The organism is Pseudomonas sp. MWU349 (genome assembly GCF_017947325.1).
GTDB classification, from domain to species: domain Bacteria; phylum Pseudomonadota; class Gammaproteobacteria; order Pseudomonadales; family Pseudomonadaceae; genus Aquipseudomonas; species Aquipseudomonas protegens.
In genome coordinates, this window is record NZ_JAFEVP010000001.1 from 201,738 (window position 1) to 225,312 (window position 23,575).

A 23,575-nucleotide genomic window follows, 5' to 3' on the forward strand; every position below is an offset into this window, starting at 1 on the left:
ACCTAGACCGAGCTAGGGTCGACTTTTTCAGCGTCGATCCGATAACGGCTCAAGGCTTCGCCGACCTGGCTGTAGGGAATCTCCCCGTCATCGGCCAGGGCTTTCAACGCCGCCAGGGCGATGAAATGCCGGTCCACCTCGAAGAACTGCCGCAGGTTTTCCCGGGTGTCGGACTGGCCGAAGCCGTCGGTGCCCAGGGCGACGAAGCGCCGACCCTCGACGAAGGGGCGGATCTGGTCGGCGAACAGTTTCATGTAGTCGGTGGCCACCACCAGCGGGCCTTGATGGCCTTCCAGGCATTGCTCGATATAGGCCGCTCGCCGAGGCTGCTGCGGATGCAGCAGGTTCCAGCGCTCCGCCGCCAGGCCCTGGCGGCGCAGTTCGGTGAGGCTGGTGGCGCTCCAGATGTCGCTCTGCACCCCGAAGTCCTTCTCCAGCAGCTGCCCGGCGGCGATCACCTCGCGCAGGATCGAGCCGCTGCCCATCAGTTGCACCCGCGGGGCTTTGGCGCCCTGGGCGGTGCTTGAGCTGAAGCGGTACAAGCCCTTGAGAATACCTTCGCGAGCGCCTTCGGGCATGGCCGGTTGCGGATAGTTTTCGTTGAGCAGGGTGATGTAGTAATACACATCCTCCTGCTGCACATACATGCGCTGCATGCCTTCATGGATGATCACCGCCAGTTCATACGCGAAGGTCGGGTCGTAGGAGACGCAGCAGGGGATCACCGAGGCGAGGATATGGCTGTGGCCGTCGTCGTGCTGCAGGCCTTCGCCCATCAGCGTGGTGCGCCCGGAAGTGGCGCCCAGCAGGAAGCCCCGGGCCCGCGCATCGCCGGCGGCCCAGGCCAGGTCACCGATCCTTTGGAAGCCGAACATCGAATAGAAGATGTAGAAGGGCAGGGTCATGACCTGGTGGTTGCTGTAGGAGGTGCTGGCGGCGATCCATGAGGAAATCGCCCCGGATTCGTTCAGGCCCTCCTGCATGATCTGGCCGTCCTTGCTCTCCTTGTAGTAGCTCAGTTGCCCGGCATCCTGCGGGGTATAGAGCTGGCCCACCGCCGAGTGGATGCCGATCTGGCGGAACAGGCTTTCCATGCCGAAGGTGCGCGACTCGTCAGGCACGATCGGCACCACCCGCTTGCCGATCTGCGGGTCCTTGAGCAGGGTGCCGAGGATGCGCACGAAGGCCATGGTGGTGGAGATCGCCCGGTCGCCGGTGTCCTTGAGCTGGGTGGCGAAGGCGTCCAGGGGCGGGATCTGCAGCGGTGCGCAGTCGTTGTAGCGAGCCGGCACATAGCCCCCCAGGCGGCTGCGACAGGCCGCGAAGTAACGGCCTTCAATACTGTCTGCCGCGGGCTTGAGGTAGGGCATTTCAGCCAGTTGCTCATCGCTGACCGGCAGTTCGAAGCGGTCGCGGAAGGCCTTCACTGCCTCGGCCCCCATCTTCTTCAGCTGGTGGTTGATGTTCTGGCCTTCGCCGGCCTCGCCCATGCCGAAGCCCTTGACGGTTTTTGCCAGGATCACTGTGGGCCGGCCGCTGTGGCGTACGGCGGCGGCATAGGCGTTGTAAACCTTGAGCGGGTCGTGGCCGCCCCGGGAGAGCTTCCAGATCTGCTCGTCCGAGAGGTCGGCCACCAGCTCCAGCAATTGCGGGTACTTGCCGAAGAAATGCTCGCGCACATAGGCGCCGTTCTGCGACTTGTAGTTCTGATAGTCGCCATCCACGCACTCCATCATGCGCTGGCGCAGCAGGCCGCTGCGGTCCTTCTCCAGCAGCGCGTCCCAGCCGCTGCCCCAGATCACCTTGATCACGTTCCAGCCGGCGGCGCGGTACAGGCTTTCGAACTCCTGGATGACCTTGGCGTTGCCCCGTACCGGGCCATCGAGGCGTTGCAGGTTGCAGTTGACGACGAAGATCAGGTTGTCGAGTTTCTCCCGCCCGGCCAGGGAAATCGCCGCCAGGGATTCGGGCTGGTCCATTTCACCGTCGCCGAGGAAGGCCCAGACCTTGCGCCCCTGGTGCTGCTTGAGCCCGCGCAGTTCCAGGTAGCGCATGAAGCGCGCCTGGTAGGCCGCGGTGATCGGCCCCAGGCCCATGGACACAGTGGGGAACTGCCAGAAGTCCGGCATCAGCCTGGGGTGCGGGTAGGAGGAAATGCCCTGGCCGTCGGCCTCGCGGCGGAAGTTGTCGAGCTGGGCGGCGCTGATCCGGCCTTCCAGGTAGGCGCGGCCGTAGATGCCTGGGGAGGAGTGGCCCTGGATGTACACCATGTCACCGTCGAAGCTGTCGCTGCGGCCGCGGAAGAAATGATCGAAACCCACGTCGTAGAGTACGGCTGCCGAAGCATAGGTGGCGATGTGGCCGCCCACGCCCGAATGCTTGCCGGCGCGCAGCACCATGGCCATGGCGTTCCAGCGGATCATCGCGTTGAGCTTGCGCTCGGTCTCCAGGTCGCCGGGGTAGGGCAGCTGCCGCTCGGGGGCAATGGTGTTGATGTAGGGCGTGGTCACCCGGCCATGGAAGTCGCCGTGGCGTGCCACGTCGAAATCCAGCAACTGGTCGATCAGGTAATGGGCCCGCGGGCGACCTTCCACCGTCAGCACCGACTCCAGAGAGTCGAGCCATTCGCGGGTTTCCTGGGGATCGTTATCGAGGGTTGCACTGTGGTTCTGGGTCATACCTGGCTCCGTGTTGGGCGGGGTTCCAGCGCACGGATTCTTGTGGAATCGGAGGGTATTCGGCGCCGGGAAAAGTAATTGCAATTGCAACTACGTGGCCGAATCTATCCCGGCATGCGCTACTATTGCAACCCTTCTTCAAACCTTCGGATGGTGTGGCATGTCTTCAAAAGAGCCCGATGTCTGGTTCCGTTTTGTCAGGGCTCACCGGACGGTGATTCGCGAAATCGAGCGCCGCCTGGCCCAGGCCGGCTTACCGGCGTATGCCTGGTACGACGCCCTCTGGGGCCTGGAAAGCGGCGCCGAAGGTACCCGGCGCATGCACGAATTGGCCGACGTGCTGGCCATCGAGCGCTACAACCTCACGCGCCTGGTGGACCGCCTGGAAAAAGACGGCCTGGTGCAGCGCTCGCGCTGCGAGGGCGATGGTCGCGCGGCCTTTGTCAGCATCACCGACGAAGGCCGAAAGCTGCGCAAGAAGATGTGGAAAATCTACGAGGCGACAGTGGCCGAGCTGTTTCTCTCGCAACTGGACAGCGAGCAGAAACACGCCTTTGCCGATGCCCTGGAACGCACCGCGACCCTGGCCCGGGCGGCGGCCAACGGTGGCGACACAGGCTCCAAAAGCTGAGCCCGGTACCGTCAGGGCAAGCCATAGGTCGCCATGGCCTGTTCCACGCAGCGCATGGGCAACTGCCCAGCGTCTGCCAGGCTCTTGAGCGCCAGCACGGCGATCCAGCGTGCCTCGGGGCAGCGGCCGCGTCGCGGATCGCGGGCGGCATCGAAGGAGTCGGTGCCCAGGGCCACCAGCTCGGCCTTGAGGTGAGGGCGTAGCTGTTCGGCCACCGCCTGGCCGTAACCGGTCACTGCAATCACCGGAGCCGAATCATCCGCCAGGCAGCGCAGCAGGTGTGAGTCGCGCTTCTCCTGCCCAGGATGCAGCCGGTTCCAATGCTGCGCCGCAGCCGCCTCCCGCGCCAGGCGGGTGTAGCTGGGGCAACTCCAGAGCTGGCTGGCCACTTTCCAATCACGCTGCAGCAGATCCGCCGCGGCCCTGACCTGGGCAAACGCCCGGCCGGCGCCCAGCAGTCGCACGCGCCCCGCCGCTGGGTGGGCAGTGGTATCCGTCACCTTGTACATGCCCTGCAATGCGGCTTGCCTTTGCTCGGGCGTCAGTTCCAGTTGCAGCTCATGGTCATGCAAGGCCAGGTAGTAGAAGCCTGGCTGGCCCTCGACATACAGGCGTTGCAGGGCCTCCAGGACAATCGCCTCGGCCTCCGCGCCAGTGGCCGGGTCGAAGGGCAGGCAGTGCGGGTTGTGGGCCAGCCATAACGCCAGTGACGGGTCGGCACCCTTGGGCCATGGGGAGGTTTGGGTCTCACTGTCGTTGCACAGGATGCCCCGCGCCGCGGTCTCGGCGCTGACCGCGCACAACTGCGCCGAAGAACTGCAGCGGTGCAGATAGAGCAGGGGTTTTTCCGTGCTATCGGTGGAGAACCACAACGGCCAGGCGCTGATCCGGGTACTCCTTTGTGGAGCGCCGTGGCTGCGCACCACAAAGGACTGGCGTGCGGTGCGCCCGTCCAGCTCCAGGATATTGGCCATCTCCAGCACGGTGTTGAGTGGCGAACCGCCAGGGTGGCGGGCGCTGCTGAGCAGGTCCAGGCAGGCCTGGGCCGCCTCTTGTGCGAGGGCCTTGTGGCGAGTGTTGAAAAGTGAGGGTGGGTTCATGCTCGGCGCCGTCCGCAAGGGGGGAGAGCGGCTACCCTAACGGATTGGCAAATATAATTGCAATTGCAATCGTTGCGGTTGCATCTGTATCCGAGGGCTAAATTCCTCACGGGCTGTTACGTTTTAATGATAGAAATCCTGACCTGGGGGGTAGTATTTTTTCTGTCATCCCGGCACTTTATGCTGATCCCGATGGTCATTAGGCACAGGGCTATTGAACAAGGTCTTTCAACAACGGAAAAAGGAGTCCGCCATGGACGAATACCAAGAGGAACTGCTGGAGTATCAGGCTTTCGAGCTGGATCCTCTGGAACCTGCAGAAGACGCCACCGAGCTGTAACGCCGGTGGCGTTTTTTTTTGCCGTTTCTCTAGCCGAACTGTCGGTGGCTGCGGCGAAAATCCCCGGGGGTCTGGCCATTCCAGCGCTTGAAGGCCCGTTGAAACGCCTCGGCTGAGGCAAAGCCCAGCAGATAGGCAATCTCCCCGAACGCCAGTTCAGTATCGCGAATGTAGGTCATGGCCAGGTCGCGGCGGGTGTCATTGAGAATCGCCCGGAACTGCGTCCCTTCTTCCGCCAGCTTGCGCCGCAAGGTCCAGGTCGGCAGCTTCAGGCGCATCGCCACTTCTTCCAGGTCCGGCTCGCGGCCGCCATTGAGCAACGGCCCCAGCATCTGAATGATGCGTTCGCGCAGGCTACGGGTGCGGGTCAGTTGTTCCAGTTCTCTCTCGCACAACTGCACCAGATGCCGCCAGGTGCTCGGGCAATGCTCCGGGTTGCGCAGGCCCAGGCTGGCCTGGCTGAGGCGCAACTGGTTCTGTTCGGCGCCGAACTGGATAGGCGTGGGGCCCAGCACCGCATAGGCCTCGTGGTAGTCCGGGCGCTGGAATTCGATATCGATCTGTTCGGCGTGGATCGCCTGGTCGGCGATGCTGGACAACTGCTGCAGCCAACCGGAGATGATCGAGTCCACCACGAAGCGGTTGTAGGCGTTGTACGGGCTGATGGAGTAGAAGCACAGCCAGGCGCCGCTGGCATCCTCGTGAAAGCTCGACTGGCCGCGATAGTTGGAGCCATACAGAGCTTCGAAGCGGGTCAGGCAGCGGGCGGCTTCGCGCACGGTGGGGGCCTGGGCTGCGGTCACTCCGGCCAGGCCGGCCTGGCTCAGCCGGCTCAGGCGGCCCATGCGCAAGCCCAGGGCCGGGTCACCGGTCAGCTGGATCGCCCCGTGGCCCAGGCGCATGTAGCGCGGGATTGACAGCCGGGCTCCGGCTTCGGCCAGGCGCGCGGCGTCCAGGGCGTACTGTTCCAGCAAGGGGGTGGGGTCCTGCCCGTAGCTGCGGACCGCGTCCACCAGGCTATGGACGAAGCCCACCGACAAGTCGCCCAGGCGCATCGGTGGGGTTTTCATTGGCCTACAACCAGATGTTCAGCAGGCGGGCGCCGCGGTTGCCGTCGTCGGCAAAGGTCTGGCCGTTGCTGTTGATGAAACTCTGGCCACTGCTGCGTTGGTCCCAGAACTGGCCGCGCAGGAACACGCTGACCCCGGCGCTGGCCAGGCTGCTGGGTGCACGGGCAGTCAGAGTCAGGCGATGCCAGGCCTCACCCTCGCTGACTTCCTCGGGCTTGAGGCTGACTTCGCTGGGGGTGGCGATGCTCTTGTATCCGCGCCAGGGTTTGTCCCAGCCATCACGGCCCATGACAAAGGCCGGAACCGCCACCAGTTGGGCGTGCTGGTCATTGAGCTTGCGGTAGTTGTCGGGGTACCAGCTGTCGCTGCCGATCAGTACACCGAGGCGCCCGGCCGGGGTGTCGATAACCTCCAGCGCTTTGCCGGCATCGCCCTTCACGTAGCCGCTTTCGGCATAGGTCGGATAGATCTGCCGCTGGGGCTGGCCCATGGGCAGGCCATCGCTGCCAAACACCAGGCTGCTGTTGTACAGGGCGCCGCTGCCGATCTGCAGGTTGCCCTGGCTGACACTGGGTTCTGGAAGAATGATGCTGCCGGCCACCAGGGTCACATGAAACTCCTTGGCCAGACCGCCGAATAGCACCTGATAGTCCCGAGCCATCCTCTTGGCCTTCATGCGCAGGTACGCATCGTCCAGGCGGCTGTCACCCCTGGCGCTGATCAGCGCCTTGAGAAACGGCAGCGGGTTGCTCACCGCCAGCCAGTTCATTGCCTCTTTCAGAGAGGTGGCCTGATACAGCTCATTTTTTTCGCCACTGACCATCAGCCAGGTGCCGACATGCTCGGGCAGCACGACGATGGTCTTGTCATTGACCAGGCCCTTGTCACGGGCTTGCTGCAAGTAGGCCGCAAGCTTGCGGTGCAGGCGCTCGATGCTCTGGTAGTCGGTGGGGAACAGCTCGGGCTGGATCGCCAGCAGGTTGCCGTGGTCGGCAGGCACACCCTGGTCCACCGCGAGCTGGATACGCAGGTCCGACAGGTAGTGCGCCCCTGGACGATCACGGGTCCAGATGGCGTAGCTGGTGATGGCGGCAAGCAGGGCCAGGGTGAGGGTGATGTAGAGAAGTCTGCGCATGGGAAAACAGTCAGCGGCCGTGTGCTGGATCGTGACATTTCTCGGATATTTGGGCCAAAGGTACAGGAAAACAGTGTGTTAGAGCGGTTTTTTACATGAAATGGGTCATTTTCCGTGGCGTCTCGGGCTTTTCCCTGGGCTGCGCCTGCGATGTCACCTCAGGGGGGAGAGGGCTAGCAGGTTGCTTCGTCCCAGCGTCGAGTGCGTCAGGTTCAGTGCAACTGCCCCTGCTTCGTTGAAGTTCCAGGTTTTGCAAGTTGACGGTTTGTTCGACAGTAAAGCAATTTTGAAAGTTCTTCGGGATTCATCCGGTTTTGCGTAACAGTGGCGAACTGGTGGTTCCCAAAGGGACCCCTGGGTCATTCATATCGTTTCAAGTTGGATACGGCCCAGTTTCAGTCCAGAGGCTGAAGGTCTTTTGCACCTCTATTGTTCTTGTTATTACAGGTTTGCATTGCCGTTGACGAATGCAACCGGTCTCTTGGTTTGGGTTTTCAACTCATGCTGACCCTGGCCGACTCTCGCCAGGGCGGCAAGGGGCGGGTCACCCGGCCCCATGACCTGGAGGTCGAGGAACAGGATTTTGAGCGTATCGCGCATTTCGATGCCGCCGGGGGGCGGGTGGGCGACTACTACTCGGAGGACCTGCGCAAGGTGATCATTGCCGAGCCGGAGCATGTCGCGGCCCTGGCCTTTACCAACCCGGACAGGGTGCCCCGGCGCACCCGCGCCCCCCGCTGGTGGGCCTATCGGCAGCCGGGGGACAGCGGCCACAGCACCGCCCATGGCCTGGGCGGCCCGATCAGTTTTGCCGACCCCGAACGCGAGGTGAGCTTGGGCTTTGTCGCCACCACCTCGGGCCGGCACACCATGATCGATCCTCGCCCGCAGCAACTGGCCGCGCTGGCCTACGCGGCACTTTAAGAGGAAGGGAGGATGGTAGAAGGGTGTTCGTTTTGATCATTAAGTTGTCAGTTACGGTCATTGAGTGCCCGATGTTCTGCTCTTAGTCTGTGCAGCACTACTGATGGAAGCCGCAGAGCTTCCGCATTTTTCCGTGATTGCCCGATCTGGAGTGACACCATGGCTGGAGCACCTTACCCGCATTTGCTGGCCCCCCTCGACCTGGGTTTCACCACCCTGCGCAACCGCACCCTGATGGGGTCGATGCACACCGGTCTGGAAGAAAAGCCCGGCGGCTTCGAGCGCATGGCGGCGTACTTTGCCGAGCGTGCCCGGGGCGGCGTGGGCCTGATGGTCACCGGTGGCATCGGCCCCAACGATGAGGGCGGGGTGTATTCCGGCGCCGCCAAGCTGACCACCGAAGAAGAGGCACTCAAACACCAGATCGTGACCCGTGCGGTGCACGAGGCCGGCGGCAAGATCTGCATGCAGATCCTCCACGCCGGGCGTTATGCCTACAGCCCCAAGCAGGTGGCGCCCAGCGCCATCCAGGCACCGATCAACCCGTTCAAGCCCAAGGAGCTGGACGAGGAAGGCATCCAGAAGCAGATCCGCGATTTCGTCACCTGCTCGACCCTGGCCCAGAAGGCCGAGTACGACGGTGTCGAGATCATGGGCTCGGAAGGGTATTTCATTAACCAGTTCCTGGCCGCCCACACCAACCACCGCACCGATCGCTGGGGCGGCAGTTATGAGAACCGCATGCGCCTGCCGGTGGAAATCGTCCGTCGGGTACGTGAGGCGGTAGGCCCGAACTTCATCATCATTTTCCGCCTGTCGATGCTCGACCTGGTGGAAGGCGGTAGCACTTGGGAAGAGATCGTGCAGTTGGCGCAGGCCATCGAGCGGGCCGGCGCGACCATTATCAACACCGGGATCGGCTGGCACGAAGCGCGGATCCCCACCATCGCCACCAAGGTGCCGCGTGCCGCATTCAGCAAGGTGACGGCCAAGCTGCGCGGTTCGGTGAGCATTCCGCTGATCACCACCAACCGCATCAACACCCCGGAAGTCGCCGAGCAGATCCTCGCCGAGGGCGATGCCGACATGGTCTCCATGGCCCGGCCATTCCTGGCCGACCCGGACTTCGTCAACAAGGCCGCCGAAGGCCGTGCCGACGAAATCAATACCTGTATCGGCTGCAACCAGGCGTGCCTGGACCACACCTTCGGCGGCAAGCTCACCAGTTGCCTGGTCAACCCGCGCGCCTGCCACGAGACCGAGCTGAACTACCTGCCGGTCAAGCAGATCAAGAAGATCGCCGTGGTCGGCGCCGGGCCGGCGGGCCTGGCTGCGGCTACCGTGGCCGCCGAGCGTGGGCATCAGGTGACCCTGTTCGATTCCGCCAGCGAGATCGGCGGCCAGTTCAACGTCGCCAAGCGAGTGCCGGGCAAGGAAGAGTTCTTCGAGACCCTGCGCTACTTCAAGCGCAAGTTGCAGACCAGCCATGTCGAGCTGTGCCTCAACACCCGCGTCGATGTGCAGCAACTGGTGGCCGGCGGCTTTGACGAAATCATCCTGGCCACCGGCATTGCCCCTCGCGTGCCGGCGATTCCCGGGGTGGAGCACGCCAAGGTCCTCAGCTACCTGGACGTGCTGCTGGAGCGCAAGCCGGTGGGCAAGAGCGTGGCAGTGATCGGTGCTGGCGGCATCGGCTTCGATGTTTCCGAATTCCTCGTGCACCAGGGTGTGGCCACCAGCCAGGATCGCCAGGCGTTCTGGAAGGAGTGGGGCATCGACACCCAGCTCCAGGCCCGTGGCGGCGTGGCTGGGATCAAGCCCGAGCCCCATGCACCCGCGCGGCAGGTGTTCCTCTTGCAGCGCAAGAAGACCAAGGTCGGCGACGGCCTGGGCAAGACCACCGGCTGGATCCATCGCACCGGTCTGAAGAACAAGCAGGTGCAGATGCTCAACAGCGTCGAGTACCTGAAGATCGACGATGCCGGCTTGCATATCCGTATCGGTGAGGCCGGCGAACCCCAGGTGCTGGCGGTGGACAACATCGTCATCTGTGCCGGCCAGGATCCGCTGCGCGAGCTGCAGGACGGTCTGGTGGCGGCAGGGCAGAACGTGCACCTGATCGGTGGTGCCGATGTGGCCGCCGAACTGGACGCCAAGCGCGCCATCAACCAGGGTTCGCGTCTGGCGGCCGAGCTGTAACGGCCTGCCATCCTGTAGTCGCTGCCGTAGGCTGCGCACGAGGCCGCAGGACTCGCCCAGCGGGCATTCGCGCTGCAACGAGCGAGCGTGGTGGCCTGTCTTGCGGGTTCTGCGAACCCGTTCGCAGCCTGCGGCAACGGCTACAAGGATGAGCCTGGGCCTGGAGCTGATAGACTGCGCAGCTTCTTTCCTGACCCCCGCTGCCGATGTCCATTCCCGAATCCTTCGACTGGTTACCCCACGCCCCGCTGCAACGGCTGGAGCTGGACTGGCTGTCGCGGGCCGGGGTCGAGGTGGCGGTGCTGCGCCTGGACCTGATCGACCCGCTGATCAGCGGCAACAAGTGGTTCAAGCTGACCGAGCACCTGGCGGCGGCACGTACCGCTGGTGCCCACGGCATCATCAGCCTGGGGGGCGCCCATTCCAATCATCTGCATGCGCTGGCCGCTGCTGGACGGCGTTTTGCCTTTCCCACCGTGGGTCTGTTGCGTGGCCATCCACAGGACACACCGACGGTGCTCGACCTGCAAGCCTTCGGCATGCGCCTGCACTGGCTGGGCTATGGCGGTTATCGCGCGCGCCACGAGGCGGGTTTCTGGACGCCCTGGCAGGCCCGGTATCCGGAGTTGTACCCGGTGCCCGAGGGCGGCGGTGGCCTGGCCGGCGCAGCGGGCTGCATGACCCTGCGCGATCAGGTGCGGCACCAGTTGCCGAGCCTGGGCTGGAGCGACTACCACGGCTGGTGGCTGGCCGCCGGCACGGGCACTACCCTGGCCGGGCTGGTACTGGCGGAGGCCGGAGCGCACCCGGTCTACGGCGCCCTGGCGGTCCCCGAGGATCACGGGGTGGCGCAGCAGGTCGAGGGGATCTTGCAAGAGGCCGGGCAGGGCCCTGGCGGTTATCAACTGCTGGACAGCAGCCGGGGCGGTTTCGCCAAGGTCGATGAAGTGTTACGCGGGTTTATCCAGCTCACCGAACAACAGTGCGCTCTGCCGCTGGAGCCCTTGTACACCGCCAAGGCCCTGCTGGCTTTGCAGGAACAGGTCCAGGCCGGGCGTTTCGCCCCGGGTTGCCGGTTGATCTTCGTGCATACCGGCGGCCTGCAGGGCCGCCGCGGGCTGCTGGCTCAGGCCTGACCGCGCTGGCGCCACATGCGTTGCAGAGTGTTGTCGCGCATCACGTAGTGGTGATAGAGCCCGGCCAGGGCGTGCAGCCCGATCAGCCAGTAGCCGACCGTGCCCAGCAGTTCGTGCCAGCCCTGGAGCTGCTTGGCCAGTGGTTTGTTCTCGGCCAGCAGCAGCGGCAGGTCGAGGCCGTAGAACATCACCTGATGGCCCTTGGCGCTGGTGGTCAGCCAGCCGAGGATCGGCATGGCGATCATGAACAGGTACAGCGCCCAGTGCATCAGGGTCGACAGCAGCCGTTGCCAGTGGGGCGGGGTGGGCAGGATCTTCGGCGCTACGCCCTGGGCACGAGCGAACAGGCGCAGCCAGACCAGGGCAAACACTGTCAGGCCGAGCATGAAGTGGGCTTCGACAATCAGCGTGCGACCACCGCTGCCCTTGGGGAAGATGCCGCGAAATTCGATACAGGCGTAAACCACGGCCAGTAGCACCAGCATCAACCAGTGCAGGGTGATCGTCATGGTGCTGTAGCGAGACTCAGTGTTTTTCCAGGGCATACGGGACATCCTCGGTCATCAGGTCTGAAGCCTCCGTTCTTGAGCGACGGAGTGCTTTAACTGTAATCCGCTTTATGCCGGTTTGCCTGGAGCTGTGGCGGCTTTTATCGCATCCCTGTGCAGCGCTTGGGCGGTGGGCGGGTAAAAAAAACGGCGGCCCCGAAGGCACCGCCGTTTTTGTTGTTGCCCTGCGCCTGAATCAGTTGCCCTGGGGCATTTCCCCCCGGGCCAGGCGCTGGTTGATGTCGGCGATCACTTGGGGCAGGTCGGCGATGGTGTCGATCAGGTAGTGCGGGCGCGAAGCCTCGAACAGCTTGTGGATGCGCTTGCGCTCGCTGGCCAGGGTGTCGCTGGCCAGGGCCCGGTAGCCTTCGTAGGTCAGGCCCAGGGCATTGCCCGAGCAGGTCAGCGCCACGGTCCACATGCCGGCGCGGCGGCCTTCAAGAATGCCCGGCACGGTGTCGTCGATCTTCACGCAGGCGGCCACGTCGTCGATGCCCAGGGCGATCACGTTGGCCAGGGCCTGGGCTGGCCATGGGCGGCCGTTGGGCACTTCGTCGGTGGCCACCACGTGGTCGGCGGTGTAGCCATTGGTGGCGGCCAGGGCTACCACCTTGTCCATCACCTGCTTGGGGTAGCCGGAGCAGGAGCCGATCTTGATCCCCTGTTCGCGCAGCTTGGCGATCACCTCCAGGGCGCCGGGGATCAGCGCCGAGTGCTCGGCGATCTTCTCGATCTGCAACGGCATGAAGCGTTCGTAGATGGCGGTCACATCGGCGTCAGTCGGGGTGCGGCCGAAGACCTTGTGATAGCGCTCGGCCACCTCCGGCAGGTCGCACAGGGTGCGGATGTGATCCCACTTGCCCATGCCCATGGGGCCGCGGGCTTCTTCGATGGAGACCTGCACGTCGAACTCGGCGAAGGCTTCGACAAAGATCTGGGTTGGCGCAAAGGAGCCGAAGTCGACCACGGTGCCGGCCCAATCGAGGATCGCCGCTTGCAGCTGAGAAGGGTTGCTGTAGTTCATGGTTTCGATGCCTGTGTAGGAGCGAGCTTGCTCGCGAAAAAAGGTTCGGTATCGCGTCGCCTGATTCGCGAGCAAGCTCGCTCCTACAGGCTCGGTGGGGAGTCAGATGTCGAGGACTTCCATCTCTTGCAGCACCTGGGCGATGGCGGCGACGGCCGCCTGCATGCCGCGGCGGTCGACATGGCCGATGCAGCCCACGCGGAAGGTTTCGACCTGGGTCAGCTTGCCCGGGTAGAGGATGAAACCCTTGGCCTTGACCCGCTCGTAGAAATCCTTGAACTGGTAGCGAGGGTCTTTCGGGGCGTGGAAGGTGACGATGATCGGCGCCTGGATCGCTTGCGGCAGAAAACTGCGCAGGCCCAGTTCGCCCATGCCATCGAGCAAGGTCTGGCAGTTGTCGGCGTAGCGGGCTTGGCGCGCCGGCAGGCCACCTTCCTCGGTGTATTGCAGCAGGGCTTCGTGCAGCGCGGCGACCACGTGGGTCGGCGGGGTGAAGCGCCACTGGCCGGTCTTGGCCATGTAGCTGTGCTGATCGTGCAGGTCCATGGCCAGGGAATGGGCATTGCCGCCGGCCTGGGCCAGGGACGCCTTGGCAGCGAAGACAAAGCCCATGCCGGGCACGCCTTCCAGGCATTTGCCGGAGGCGGCGATCAGCGCGTCGAAGGGGATTTCCCGGGCATCGATGGGCAATGCGCCGAAGGAACTCATGGCGTCGATGATCAGGCGCTTGCCATGGTTGGCCACCACCTGGGCGATTTCCGGCAGCGGATTGAGGATGCCAGTGCTGGTTTCGCAGTGGATCAGCGCCACGTGGCTGATGCTGCTGTCGGCCCCCAGCAGGCGCTCGACATCCGCGGCCGTGGTGGGCTGGTCCTCGGCGGTTTCGAAGGTGCTGAAATCCCGGCCGAGCACTTCGCAGATCTTCGCCAGGCGCTTGCCGTAGGCACCGTTGATCAGCACCAGGACCTTGCCGTCGCGGGGCACCAGGGTGCCGATGGCCGCTTCCACGGCGAAGGTGCCGCTGCCTTGCAGGGGCACGCAGTGATGGCTGTCGGCGCCCTGGATGATGGCCAGCAGCTGTTGGCACAGGCTGGCGGTCAACTGGTTGAAGCGGTCATCCCACGAACCCCAGTCCACCAGCATTGCCTGGCGGGTGCGGGCGGAGGTGGTCAGGGGGCCGGGGGTAAGCAGGATTGGCTCGGCGATGCTCATGCTGTGTCCTCGAAAAGGTGGGGATGACGCTACGGGGACTAAATTGCAGTTTGCCTTGTCATCAATCAAATTGTTTGTTGTTATGCCAGCCATCAGTGAGGCCGATAGCTATGAACCTGTTTCAACTCCGCGCATTCGACGCGGTGGCCCGGGAAGGCAGCTTTACCCGGGCCGCCGGGCGGCTGTTCATCAGCCAGCCGGCGGTCACCGGGCATATCAAGGCCCTGGAAGAGCACTACCAGATCACCTTGCTGCGGCGCACTGCGCGCCGGGTGGAATTGACCGAAGAGGGCACCAAGCTGGCCGCCATCACCCGAGCCATGTTCGGCCTGGCGGAAGAGGCCCAGGCCATGCTCGAGGCCAACCGGCAATTGCTCACCGGGCGCCTGGAAGTGGCAGCGGACGGCCCCCATCTGGTCATGCCGATGCTGGCCAGCCTGCGGGCGCGCTACCCGGGGGTGACGGTCAACCTGCGCCTGGGCAATGCCCAGGAAACCCTGGCGGCGCTGTTGTCCGAGCATGCCGACGTGGCGGTGCTGACCGAGGTCGAGCCGCGCAAGGGCCTGCACCTGCAAAGCCTGGGCGAGTCGCGGATCTGTGCGCTGGTGCCCGATGGGCACCCTTGGCTGGCGCTGGCCGAGGGCGTCGCCATCGAGCAACTGGACCAGGTGATCATGGTGCTGCGCGAACCGGGTTCGATCACCCGCCGCACGTTCGATGAGGCCTGTGGGCTGGCCCGGGTCCAGCCCCGGGTGCTGCTGGAGCTGGACAGCCGCGAAGCGGTGACCGAGGCGGTGGCGGCGCACCTGGGGGTGGGCATTGTCAGTTCGGTTGAGGTTGGCCACGACCCGCGGGTGCGCACGGTGCCGATCCGCGGTGCGGGGCTGGTCAACCGGCACATGATCGGCTGCGTGGAGCGGCGTCGTGACCTGCGCTTGATCCAGGCGTTTTTCGCCCTGGCTCCAGCCTGAGCCCACCTCCACTCTTGTAGGCGCTGGCTTGCCAGCGAAGAGGCCCGAAAGATCGCTTTCGCCGGAAAGCCAGGCTCCTAGGTAGTGGTGCCTGGGAGATCGCTTTCGCCGGCAAGCCGGCTCCTACGGTAGTGGTGCCTGGAGATCGCCTTCGCCGGCAAGCCGGCTCCTACAGGGCGGTGGGGGAGGCCAGGCTTTCGCGTACCAGGTCGAGGAAGGTGGCGACGATCCGTCGTGAACTTTGTTCGCGCAGGCACACCAGGGTTTCGGTCAGGCGCCGCTGGCAGTCGACGATCGGCAGGGCGCAGACCCTGGCGTCGGCGCCGAACTCCGCCGCCGAGACCACCCCCACGCCAATGCCCACCACCACCGCTTCGCGCGCGGCTTCGCGACCTTCCACCTGGATGGTCGGGCGGATGCGCAGGCCGGCGCGGTTCATTTCCTCTTCCAGGGTCTGGCGGGTTACCGAACCGACCTCCCGCAGCACCAGGGGCGTGTCGTCCAGGTCGGCGAGGCAGATGGACTGGCGGCCGGCCCAGGGGTGGTGACGGGAGACGAACGCCACCATCGGGTCGTTGCGCAGGGTCAGAGACAGCAGGCGCTCGTCGTCCACGTCCCGCCCCAACAGGGCCAGGTCGGCCTGGTAATTGAACAGGCGCAGCAGCGATTCATCGGTGTTGCCGGTTTCGATCTTCACATTGATCCCGGGGTACAGCTCGCAGAACCGGGCGATCTGCGGCAGCACATGCACCGGGGCATCCACCGCCAGTACCAGGCTGCCGGTCTGCAAGGCTCGGGACTCCTGCAGCAGCTCCTTGGCTTCGGCTTCCACCACGAACAGGCGCTGGGTGATGGCCAGCAGGCGCTCGCCCAGGTCGGTCAGGCGCACCGAGCGCTTGTTGCGATGAAACAGCAGCACCCCGAAGCGCTCTTCGAGCTTGCGCACCTGGTCGGAAATCGCCGGCTGCGTCAGGTACAGGCGTTCGGCCGCCCGAGTGAAGCTGCCGTGCACCGCCACGGCGTGGAAGGCTTTCAATTGGGCGTGGGAAACCGACATGGGCCAATCCTCTTACAACCTGAGCTTATATTTGAAATACGATAAATCGATTTCATTTATTAGTCAGTAATTGCTTCCATCCCTGCAAGCCCAGTGACCGGTCGGTCGACCGGCACCGGGCCCTGATGCCTGTGCGTGCAGCTCCGGTCCCCGAAAGGGGCCGGCAACAGGACTCATCTGACCAGCAGCGCCCGCCGCGAGGGCCCTGCTGCAGTGCTCAAGAATAAAAAAACACAGGCGCTTGCTTCGCATCCTGCCGGCACACTCACCCTGAGGTCAGAACCACAATGAACAAGCAGATCGGCACCATCAAACGTTGGCGCGTGCAGATTTTCGCCATCACCTGGATCGCCTACGCGGCGTTCTACTTCACCCGCAAAGCCTTTTCCGTCGCCAAGCTGGGGATCGCCGACGATCCCGACTTCACCCTCGACAAGATGGCCATGGCCAACCTCGACGCCATCTACCTGGCGGCCTACGCCGTGGGGCAGTTCACCTGGGGCATCTTCGCCGACCGCTTCGGCCCGCGGGTGGTGGTGCTGGGTGGCTTGCTGATTTCGGCCGCCGCAGCGCTGGTGATGGGCAGCTTCGCCACCTTGCCGGTGTTCGCCACCTGCATGCTGGTCCAGGGGCTGGCGCAGTCCACGGGTTGGTCGGGGCTGTGCAAGAACATCGGCAGTTTCTTTCCCGCCGGGCAGCGCGGCAGGGTGCTGGGGCTGTGGAGTTCCTGCTACGCCTTCGGCGGCCTGGTGGCCTCGCCCTTTGCCGGCTGGTGGGCCTATACGCTGATCGGCACCTGGCACGCGGCGTTCATTTCCAGTGCGGTGGTGGTGGGCCTGACCGCGGTGCTGTTCTTCATCTTCCAGCGCAATACCCCGGAGGACGTGGGCCTGCCGGCCGTGGAGCCGTTGCCCCCGCAGAGCGCCGAAGAAGACGCCGCCGAACGGCGCATGAGCGTCTGGGAACCGCTGCGCGAGATCCTGCGCAACCGCACGGTGCTGATCCTCGGGCTGTCGTACTTCCTGCTCAAGCCGGCGCGCTACGCGATCCTGCTGTGGGGGCCGGTGATCGTCTACGAACAGATGCCGTCGGTGGGCAAGGTGGGGGCGGCGATCGTGCCCACCAGCTTCGAACTGGCCGGGCTGCTGGGGCCGGTGATGATCGGCCTGGCCTCGGACAAGCTGTTCGGCGCCCGGCGCATGCCGGCCTGTGTCATCAGCCTGCTGGCGCTGACCCTGTCCCTGGCGCTGTTCATGGGGGCTCTGCATACCGGCAGCGTCGTGCTGGTGATGGCCCTGCTGTTTTTCATGGGCCTGACCCTGTACGGGCCTGACTCGATGATCTGCGGCGCAGCAGCCATTGATTTCGGCTCGGCCAAGGCCGGGGCCACCGCGGCCGGTTTCGTCAATGGCTGCGGCTCGGTGGGCGCGGTGCTGGGTGGCCTGCTACCGGGTTATTTCGACACGGTCACGGTGTTCATCGTGTTTGCCGCCTGCGCCCTGGTCTCGGCCCTGGTGCTGGTGCCGTACTGGAACAGCCGGCCCCAAGGGCTCGAGCCGGTGCGCGCACTCGTTCCCAATGGACCGTTGCTGATCAAACCGCTGCGTACCTGACTTTCGGGCTTCTTCGCCGGCAAGCCGGCTCCTACGAAGGCTTGTAGGCGCCGGCTTGCCAGCGAACCCACTCGCCGTTTTTTACCTGGAGACTCACCATGCGACCTTTCTGGCTGGAACAGGCCCTGCAACAGCAACCCTCATCGGCGTGCCCGCCACTGTCGGGCGATACCAGCTGCCAGGTGGCGATTGTCGGCGGCGGCTACACCGGGCTCTGGACCGCCATCATGCTCAAGGAGCAGAACCCCGGGCTGGATGTGCTATTGATCGAGGCGGATATCTGCGGCGCCGGTGCCAGTGGGCGCAACGGCGGCTGTGCGCTGTCCTGGTCGGCCAAGTACTTCACCCTGGAGCGGTTGTTCGGTGTCGAGGAGGCCGTGCGCCTGGTCAAGGAATCCGAGCAGAGCATCTATGCCATCGGCGCCTTCTGCGAGCGTTACGGTGTGGATGCCCAGTACCGCCTCGACGGCACTTTGTACACGGCCACCAACCCGGCCCAGGTCGGCTCCACCGATGGCGTGATCGCTGCGCTGGAGCGCCGCGGCATCAACTCCTTCGACAAGCGCCCCCTGGCCGACGTGCAGCGCATGGCCGGTTCCAGCCAGCATCTGGAGGGCTGGTATTCGCCGGCGGCGGCCAGCGTACAGCCGGGCCTGCTGGTGCGCGGGCTGCGCCGGGTGGCCCTGCAACTGGGCGTGAGGATCCACGAGAACACCGCCATGACCGGGCTGGAGGAGGGGCGCCCGGCGCTGTTGCGCACACCCATGGGGCAGATCCGCGCCGAGCGCGTGGTACTGGCGATGAATGCCTGGATGGCCCGGGCCTTCCCGCAATTCGAGCGCAGCGTGGCGATTGTTTCCAGCGACATGCTGATCACCGAGCCGCGCCCCCAACTGCTGCAGCAGATCGGCCTGACCAGCGGCGTGACGGTGCTGGATTCGCGGATCTTCGTGCACTACTACCACAACACCCCGGACGGTCGGATCATGCTCGGCAAGGGCGGCAACACCTTCGCCTACGGCGGTCGGATGCTGCCAGTGTTCGACCAGCCGTCGCCCTACGCCGGCTTGCTCAAGCGCAGCCTGGGGCAGTTCTTCCCGGCCTTTGCCGACGTGCCGGTGGCGGCCACCTGGAATGGCCCGTCGGATCGCTCGGTGACCGGCTTGCCGTTCTTCGGCCAGATGAGCCGCGCGGGCAATGTGTTCTACGGTTTTGGGTATTCCGGCAGCGGCGTCGGCCCCTGCCATATGGGTGGGCAGATCCTCGCCTCCCTGGTGCAGGAGCTGGACAACCCCTGGACTCGCTCGCCACTGGTCAATGGCCCCCTGGGCTACTTCCCGCCGGAGCCGATCCGCTACCTGGGTTCGCTGGTGGTGCGCAACGCCATCCGCCGCAAGGAACGGGCCGAGGACCACGGGCGCCGGCCGCGGCACCTGGATGTACGCCTGGCGCGTTTCGCTGCGGCGGCCGGCAAGGCCGACAAGGGCTGAAGCCTGCCGGCCACTGACTTTTTGGTCGATCAGGGCCTTGAGGACGTATAAACTTGCCCATCGCGTCGGCCAAATCCAACTCGACGCCATAGATCAAGAGAGTGAGTAATGGGCGCACAGTGGAAGGTTAAACACAAAGAAGCGGCAGCCAATGCCAAGGGCAAGATTTTTGGCAAGCTGGTCAAAGAGATCACCATCGCCGCACGTAACGGCGCTGACACCGCCACCAACGCCCACCTGCGGCTGGTGGTGGAACAGGCGAAAAAGGCTTCGATGCCCCGCGAGACCCTGGAGCGTGCCATCAAGAAAGGCTCGGGCCAGCTGGGCGAGACCGTGCAGTACCACCGCGTGACCTACGAAGGTTTTGCCCCGCACCAGGTACCCCTGATCGTTGAATGCGTGACCGACAACATCAACCGTACCGTGGCGGAAATCCGCGTGGCGTTCCGTAAGGGCCAACTGGGCGCTTCGGGTTCGGTGTCCTGGGATTTCAACCACGTGGGCATGATCGAAGCCTCGCCGGACAGCCCGGACGCCGATCCGGAGTTGGCCGCCATCGAGGCTGGAGCCCAGGACTTCGAGCCGGGCGAAGAGGGCGCGACCCTGTTCCTGACCGAGCCTGCGGACCTGGATGCGGTACAGAAAGCCCTGCCCGAGCAAGGTTTCACCGTGCTGTCGGCCAAGCTTGGCTACCAGCCGAAGAACCCGGTCAGCGGCCTGAGCGATGAGCAGATGGCTGAAGTCGAGGCCTTCCTCGAAGGCCTGGACAACCATGACGACGTGCAGGACATGTTCGTCGGCCTGGCAGGCTAAGGCGATTCGAAGGCCAGCCGGATCCTGCATCAGTCTGCAGGAGCCGGCTGGCCGGCGAAGCTGTTTTAAAGCCCCGCCAATTCCTCGCAGACCTGGGTAAAGCCCGGTCGCGCCAGTACCTGCGGCTGGCAGCAGCGCTGCACCAGCGCCGCCAGTTTCTGCTGCTGGTCCAGGCTCAGCGAACCATCCCCGCGCTCCAGCAATTCCTCCAGCAAGATACCGAAGGCCCGCACTTCCAGGCGTTGCAGCGCCCGGCTTTGCACGGTGTCGTCCTGGGCATGGAAGGAGGCCGCGCCAAAATCCCCCAGCAGGCAGTCGCCCTGGGCATTCCACAAGGTGTTGTGGCCATAGAGGTCGCCATGGGTGATGCCCTGGGCGTGCAGGTGCGCGCCCACCGAGGCAATGCCCCGGGCGATGCCCAGGGTTACGTCGGCGTTGAAGCGGGCGTCGTCCGGGTAGATGTCCCGGGAGCAGGAGTCCAGGCTGGGCAGCGCGGCCAGGTTGGCAAAACTTTTGTCGATCAACTGCATCACCAGGCCGTTCTGGCCCTGGGGATGGTCGAGGATGCGGCCTTCGACGCGGATCAGGTTCGGGTGCAGCCCGGCGCTGATACAGGCGTTCATTTCGTGCAGCGGCGAGCCGTCGCTGGTCATCTCGCCCTTGTACAGCTTGACCGCCACTGCCCGCGGCGGGTGCCCGGCGGGCTGCCACTGCGCCTGGTGAATCACCCCCGAGGCGCCTTCCCCCAGGCGTTGCGCCAGGGTCAGTTCGCTCCAGGGGATGGTCGGCGTGGACTCCAGGGCTGTGGCATCGGCTTCCGATTCCAGCGGGTTGCCGGCATAGGCCAGCCAGGTCAGGCGTGGCAGGGCCAGAAGGAAGGGCGGCAGTTCGGTCAGGCGGTTGGCGGCGATCCGCAGCAGTTCCAGGCGGTGGCACTGGCCCAGGCTTTCGGGCAGGCGGGTCAGGCGGTTGCCGGCGAGCATGAGTTTTTGCAGCAGCGGGCGCTGGCCCAGTTCTTCCGGCAGCTCAGCGATGCGGTTATCGGTGAGGATCAGCCAGCGCAGCTGCGGTGGCAGGGCGGCGGCCGGCACCCGCTCGATGCGGTTGGCCTTGAAGCCGATCATGCTCAGTTGCGGGCATTGGCCGAGGCAGGCCGGTACTTCACTGAACCGGTTGTCCGAGCAGAACAGGATGCGCAGGCGAGTGAGCCGGTGCAGGTCCTCGGGCAGACTGCTCAGGGCGTTGCCACTGAGGTTGAGGATCTCCAGGGAGTCGGCCAGATCGAAGATCTCCCGGGGGAACTCGGTCAGCCCGCAGGACAGGTCCAGGCGCTTGATGCCGGCCAGTTGGCCAGCCCGCAGTTGGGCAAGGGTATCCATGAACAGCGTCAACACTCGAAAGAAGAAAAAGGCGGGCAGAATAAAGCAGTTCAGCGGTTTTTGCTGCCTGCGCGGCCATGGGATGAGTGCTATTGGGTTTCCAGCAGCCTGAAGGCCAACGCGCCCGCCCCCTGAACGTAGTCGGCAATCAGGGTCAGGTCGGTCTTGCGGCCTTTGGACCACAGCTGGCAGGCCACTCTCATGGCCGATGGCTCGGTGTCCAGCGGGTAAAGGTCCAGGGCCGCCCGGCCGCTGCGGTCCGGCTGGAATGCCTGATCAAAGGGGGCAAGGGCCAGGTCCCCGGCTCGTTCTCCCGAGCTGTCCAGCTCTTCGAGGATTTCTGCATAAATGGCCGGGCTCACGCCAACTGCCGCCAATGCCCTCGGCTGGGCATGTTCAATGGCGCGCAAAAGTGCCTCTGCCAGTCGGTAAATCTCTAGGTGGTCAAATGCTTGCATCTTGCAGTGCTCCAGCCAGCCGGCGAAATGCCACGGGGTGCCTGGAGTTCCCGGCTTCAGCCAGCATCGACTCCAGGCTGTGGTGCTCCAGGGTATTTTTTACCGATCCGGTGGCGGCTCTGCCCAGCGGGGTTTCCAGGTCGAAGTCGCTCTCCAGGGTTGCAAGCAGGTAGGCGCCCTGGTGGCGCCATTGGTTGAACCGCATGACGTGGCGGTCATCCAGAATCACCGCGCCTTCCTGCTTGTCGTCCGAGAAATGGAACGCCAACTGCGAAGGGGGCAGGTTTTGCTGGGCCGCAAGGCGTTTCCTGTACTTGAGCACGGACGCCAGGCGGGCCCCGGGGGCCAGGCTGAAGCCACTGCCGATCAGTTGCCGGTCAAGGAAGTAGCACTTGAACAGCACCTCCAGGGTTCGCTGGTGGTAGCGCGTCGTACAGCTTTTTTCATACTGGTGAAAGTCCTGGGGCTCGCCGATCCGCTCATAGCCTTTGGCCGCCAGTTCGGCTGCCGAGAAACTCGCCAGGCCAAATAGCCGGGAGTGCTGGAGGGTTGAATCTTGCAGGTGCAGGCACACCAGCTCGCAAAAGCTGATCGAGCTCATGTAGCTACTCGCTCAAGCGGGTGCTCGGGGCCGATTTCCTGCAATTGCCCGAGGCGGCTGCGGGTGCGGGCCAGATCGATGGCTTGGCCGCCCAGGCTTTCGGCCAGCGGTCGTTGGCCTATCAGCAGCAGGCGCTTGTCCTGGTCGTAGAGCACGTCGATCAGGTTGACGAAGCGCTGCTGGGCGGCGATCGAGCACTCCGCCAGGGGCGGCAGTTCATCGATGATCCAGGTGTCGAACTGGCGGCTCAGTTCCAGGTAGTCCATGACTGCCGTGGGCTGCTGGCACAGGTCGTTGAATTCGAAGCGGATGCTGCGCTGCTGGCGCTGACGGGTGGTCAACTGGCGGTTGCCGACCTGCAGCAGCGTTGCCGGGGCATGGCGTTCGGGCAGCTGGAGCGCCTGGCGCTGGGCCGCGGTGCCGGGCCAGAGGTACTGCCCCCGGGTAAAGGCCTGTTGTTCGTGGGTTTGCGCGTGGGTCCGGTAATCCTCGGCGCCACCGACTTCCATGACCTGCATGCGCGCGTTGATCAGTTCGATCACCGGTTTGAAGCGGGCATGGTACAGCGGGTTGGGCAGCAGGCCTTCGGGGGCGTAGTTTGAGGTCACCAGCAGCACGATGCCGCGCTTGAACAGGGCCTTGAACAGCCGGGTGATGAGCATGGCGTCGCCGATGTCGTGGACATGGAACTCATCGAAACACAGTACCCGGCACGGGTGGAGCAACTCGTCCAGGGTGGCTTCCAGGGCATCGGCCTGCTGCTGGTGGCGAAACATGCCCTGGTGCAGTTGGGCGAAGAAGTCATGGAAATGCAGGCGTTGTTTCTCGGCGATGGGCAGGGCGCGGAAGAAGCCGTCCAGCAACCAGCTCTTGCCCCGCCCCACGGCGCCATACAGGTACAGGCTCGGCGCCTGCGGGGTGGCCTGCTCCAGGGCGTCGGCCAGTTGCCCCATGCGCTCGATCACCTGCAACTGGCCATGGCTCAGGGTGTAGCCCAGGTCCAGGGCCTTATGGCGAAAGTAGTCATGGATCAGCGCGCCAGCGGCGTTCGGGCGGCGGGCGGGCCTGGCGAACAGGCGACGCCAGGGAGATCGAGTCTGTGCAGATTTTGGCGGTAAAGCGGCCAATGTTGATTACCCCGATGGTTCCAGGCCGCTCACCTTAAGAGCGGCGCGCCAATTTAACCAATAGAAAAT

Annotated in this window: 20 protein-coding genes and 1 pseudogene; 9 read left to right on the forward strand and 12 right to left on the reverse strand. The window is 64.6% G+C overall.

Features of this window, described 5'->3' with window-relative positions; all coding sequences use genetic code 11:
- Nucleotides 1–2: 2 nt before the first annotated feature.
- The gene (gene aceE / locus KCG88_RS00825; protein ID WP_210711515.1) at nucleotides 3–2,678 is read right to left on the reverse strand and encodes a pyruvate dehydrogenase (acetyl-transferring), homodimeric type; all 2,676 of its coding nucleotides are present in this window, start codon (nucleotides 2,676–2,678) and stop codon (nucleotides 3–5) included.
- A 160-nt stretch (nucleotides 2,679–2,838) separates the two neighbouring features.
- Here aceE and KCG88_RS00830 point away from each other — a divergent pair, with 160 nt between their 5' ends.
- A complete protein-coding gene (locus KCG88_RS00830) occupies nucleotides 2,839–3,309 on the forward strand; it encodes a MarR family transcriptional regulator (protein ID WP_011062263.1) in 471 nt (156 codons plus the stop codon).
- Nucleotides 3,310–3,320: 11 nt separating this feature from the next.
- On the opposite strand, the gene KCG88_RS00835 is transcribed toward KCG88_RS00830, so the two are convergent.
- On the reverse strand, nucleotides 3,321–4,409 hold the full coding sequence (locus KCG88_RS00835) for a pyruvate dehydrogenase (protein ID WP_210711516.1): 1,089 nt from the start codon (nucleotides 4,407–4,409) through the stop codon (nucleotides 3,321–3,323).
- Nucleotides 4,410–4,623: 214 nt separating this feature from the next.
- Here KCG88_RS00835 and KCG88_RS31065 point away from each other — a divergent pair, with 214 nt between their 5' ends.
- Complete coding sequence (locus KCG88_RS31065; RefSeq protein WP_011062261.1) at nucleotides 4,624–4,749, forward strand: hypothetical protein; 126 nt, start codon at nucleotides 4,624–4,626, stop codon at nucleotides 4,747–4,749.
- A 29-nt stretch (nucleotides 4,750–4,778) separates the two neighbouring features.
- On the opposite strand, the gene KCG88_RS00840 is transcribed toward KCG88_RS31065, so the two are convergent.
- Together KCG88_RS00840 and KCG88_RS00845 are read right to left on the reverse strand one after the other, a co-directional pair.
- Nucleotides 4,779–5,819, reverse strand: a complete 1,041-nt coding sequence (locus KCG88_RS00840; protein ID WP_210711517.1) for an AraC family transcriptional regulator — start codon at nucleotides 5,817–5,819, stop codon at nucleotides 4,779–4,781.
- 4 nt (nucleotides 5,820–5,823) lie between these two features.
- Nucleotides 5,824–6,954, reverse strand: a complete 1,131-nt coding sequence (locus KCG88_RS00845) for a carbon-nitrogen hydrolase family protein (protein ID WP_210711518.1) — start codon at nucleotides 6,952–6,954, stop codon at nucleotides 5,824–5,826.
- Nucleotides 6,955–7,497: 543 nt separating this feature from the next.
- On the opposite strand from KCG88_RS00845, the pseudogene KCG88_RS00850 reads away from it, so the two are divergent.
- From KCG88_RS00850 to KCG88_RS00860, 3 genes and pseudogenes are all read left to right on the forward strand, one after another.
- Nucleotides 7,498–7,878 (forward strand): annotated as a pseudogene (locus KCG88_RS00850) (EstA family serine hydrolase); the annotation flags it as partial.
- A gap of 159 nt (nucleotides 7,879–8,037) precedes the next feature.
- The gene (locus tag KCG88_RS00855) at nucleotides 8,038–10,077 is read left to right on the forward strand and encodes an NADPH-dependent 2,4-dienoyl-CoA reductase (protein ID WP_210711519.1); all 2,040 of its coding nucleotides are present in this window, start codon (nucleotides 8,038–8,040) and stop codon (nucleotides 10,075–10,077) included.
- Between the two features lie 206 nt (nucleotides 10,078–10,283).
- Nucleotides 10,284–11,213, forward strand: a complete 930-nt coding sequence (locus KCG88_RS00860) for a 1-aminocyclopropane-1-carboxylate deaminase (protein ID WP_210711520.1) — start codon at nucleotides 10,284–10,286, stop codon at nucleotides 11,211–11,213.
- Here the strand turns inward: KCG88_RS00860 and KCG88_RS00865 are convergent.
- The 3 genes from KCG88_RS00865 to KCG88_RS00875 all read right to left on the reverse strand — a co-directional run bounded on the left by KCG88_RS00865 (nucleotide 11,204) and on the right by KCG88_RS00875 (nucleotide 13,997).
- The gene (locus KCG88_RS00865) at nucleotides 11,204–11,758 is read right to left on the reverse strand and encodes a cytochrome b (RefSeq protein ID WP_047287946.1); all 555 of its coding nucleotides are present in this window, start codon (nucleotides 11,756–11,758) and stop codon (nucleotides 11,204–11,206) included. The genes KCG88_RS00860 and KCG88_RS00865 overlap by 10 nt on opposite strands.
- A gap of 199 nt (nucleotides 11,759–11,957) precedes the next feature.
- Nucleotides 11,958–12,785, reverse strand: a complete 828-nt coding sequence (phnX, locus tag KCG88_RS00870) for a phosphonoacetaldehyde hydrolase (RefSeq protein ID WP_210711521.1) — start codon at nucleotides 12,783–12,785, stop codon at nucleotides 11,958–11,960.
- A 102-nt stretch (nucleotides 12,786–12,887) separates the two neighbouring features.
- Complete coding sequence (locus KCG88_RS00875) at nucleotides 12,888–13,997, reverse strand: 2-aminoethylphosphonate--pyruvate transaminase (protein WP_210711522.1); 1,110 nt, start codon at nucleotides 13,995–13,997, stop codon at nucleotides 12,888–12,890.
- A gap of 110 nt (nucleotides 13,998–14,107) precedes the next feature.
- Between KCG88_RS00875 and KCG88_RS00880 the strand changes: the two genes are divergently transcribed.
- Nucleotides 14,108–14,968, forward strand: a complete 861-nt coding sequence (locus KCG88_RS00880) for a LysR substrate-binding domain-containing protein (protein ID WP_210711523.1) — start codon at nucleotides 14,108–14,110, stop codon at nucleotides 14,966–14,968.
- Between the two features lie 169 nt (nucleotides 14,969–15,137).
- Here the strand turns inward: KCG88_RS00880 and KCG88_RS00885 are convergent, their stop codons facing one another.
- Nucleotides 15,138–16,025, reverse strand: coding sequence for a LysR substrate-binding domain-containing protein (locus KCG88_RS00885; protein ID WP_047287942.1), 888 nt, complete (start codon nucleotides 16,023–16,025; stop codon nucleotides 15,138–15,140).
- Between the two features lie 287 nt (nucleotides 16,026–16,312).
- Between KCG88_RS00885 and KCG88_RS00890 the strand changes: the two genes are divergently transcribed.
- The 3 genes from KCG88_RS00890 (at nucleotide 16,313) to KCG88_RS00900 (ending at nucleotide 19,941) form a co-directional block, all read left to right on the forward strand.
- Nucleotides 16,313–17,638, forward strand: coding sequence for an MFS transporter (locus KCG88_RS00890; protein WP_019095130.1), 1,326 nt, complete (start codon nucleotides 16,313–16,315; stop codon nucleotides 17,636–17,638).
- A gap of 98 nt (nucleotides 17,639–17,736) precedes the next feature.
- A complete protein-coding gene (locus KCG88_RS00895; protein ID WP_210711524.1) occupies nucleotides 17,737–19,128 on the forward strand; it encodes an FAD-dependent oxidoreductase in 1,392 nt (463 codons plus the stop codon).
- Between the two features lie 108 nt (nucleotides 19,129–19,236).
- A complete protein-coding gene (locus tag KCG88_RS00900) occupies nucleotides 19,237–19,941 on the forward strand; it encodes a YebC/PmpR family DNA-binding transcriptional regulator (RefSeq protein WP_011062247.1) in 705 nt (234 codons plus the stop codon).
- A 65-nt stretch (nucleotides 19,942–20,006) separates the two neighbouring features.
- Here KCG88_RS00900 and KCG88_RS00905 read toward each other — a convergent pair whose 3' ends face one another.
- The 4 genes from KCG88_RS00905 to zapE form a co-directional block, all read right to left on the reverse strand.
- Nucleotides 20,007–21,320 (reverse strand): leucine-rich repeat-containing protein kinase family protein, encoded by a 1,314-nt coding sequence (locus KCG88_RS00905; RefSeq protein WP_047287940.1) that lies wholly within the window; start codon nucleotides 21,318–21,320, stop codon nucleotides 20,007–20,009.
- 89 nt (nucleotides 21,321–21,409) lie between these two features.
- On the reverse strand, nucleotides 21,410–21,682 hold the full coding sequence (locus tag KCG88_RS00910) for a hypothetical protein (RefSeq protein ID WP_246882528.1): 273 nt from the start codon (nucleotides 21,680–21,682) through the stop codon (nucleotides 21,410–21,412).
- Nucleotides 21,683–21,764: 82 nt separating this feature from the next.
- On the reverse strand, nucleotides 21,765–22,379 hold the full coding sequence (locus tag KCG88_RS00915) for a hypothetical protein (protein ID WP_047287938.1): 615 nt from the start codon (nucleotides 22,377–22,379) through the stop codon (nucleotides 21,765–21,767).
- The gene (zapE, locus tag KCG88_RS00920) at nucleotides 22,376–23,506 is read right to left on the reverse strand and encodes a cell division protein ZapE (protein ID WP_210711526.1); all 1,131 of its coding nucleotides are present in this window, start codon (nucleotides 23,504–23,506) and stop codon (nucleotides 22,376–22,378) included. The genes KCG88_RS00915 and zapE overlap by 4 nt, the downstream gene beginning before the upstream one ends.
- Nucleotides 23,507–23,575 lie beyond the last annotated feature (69 nt).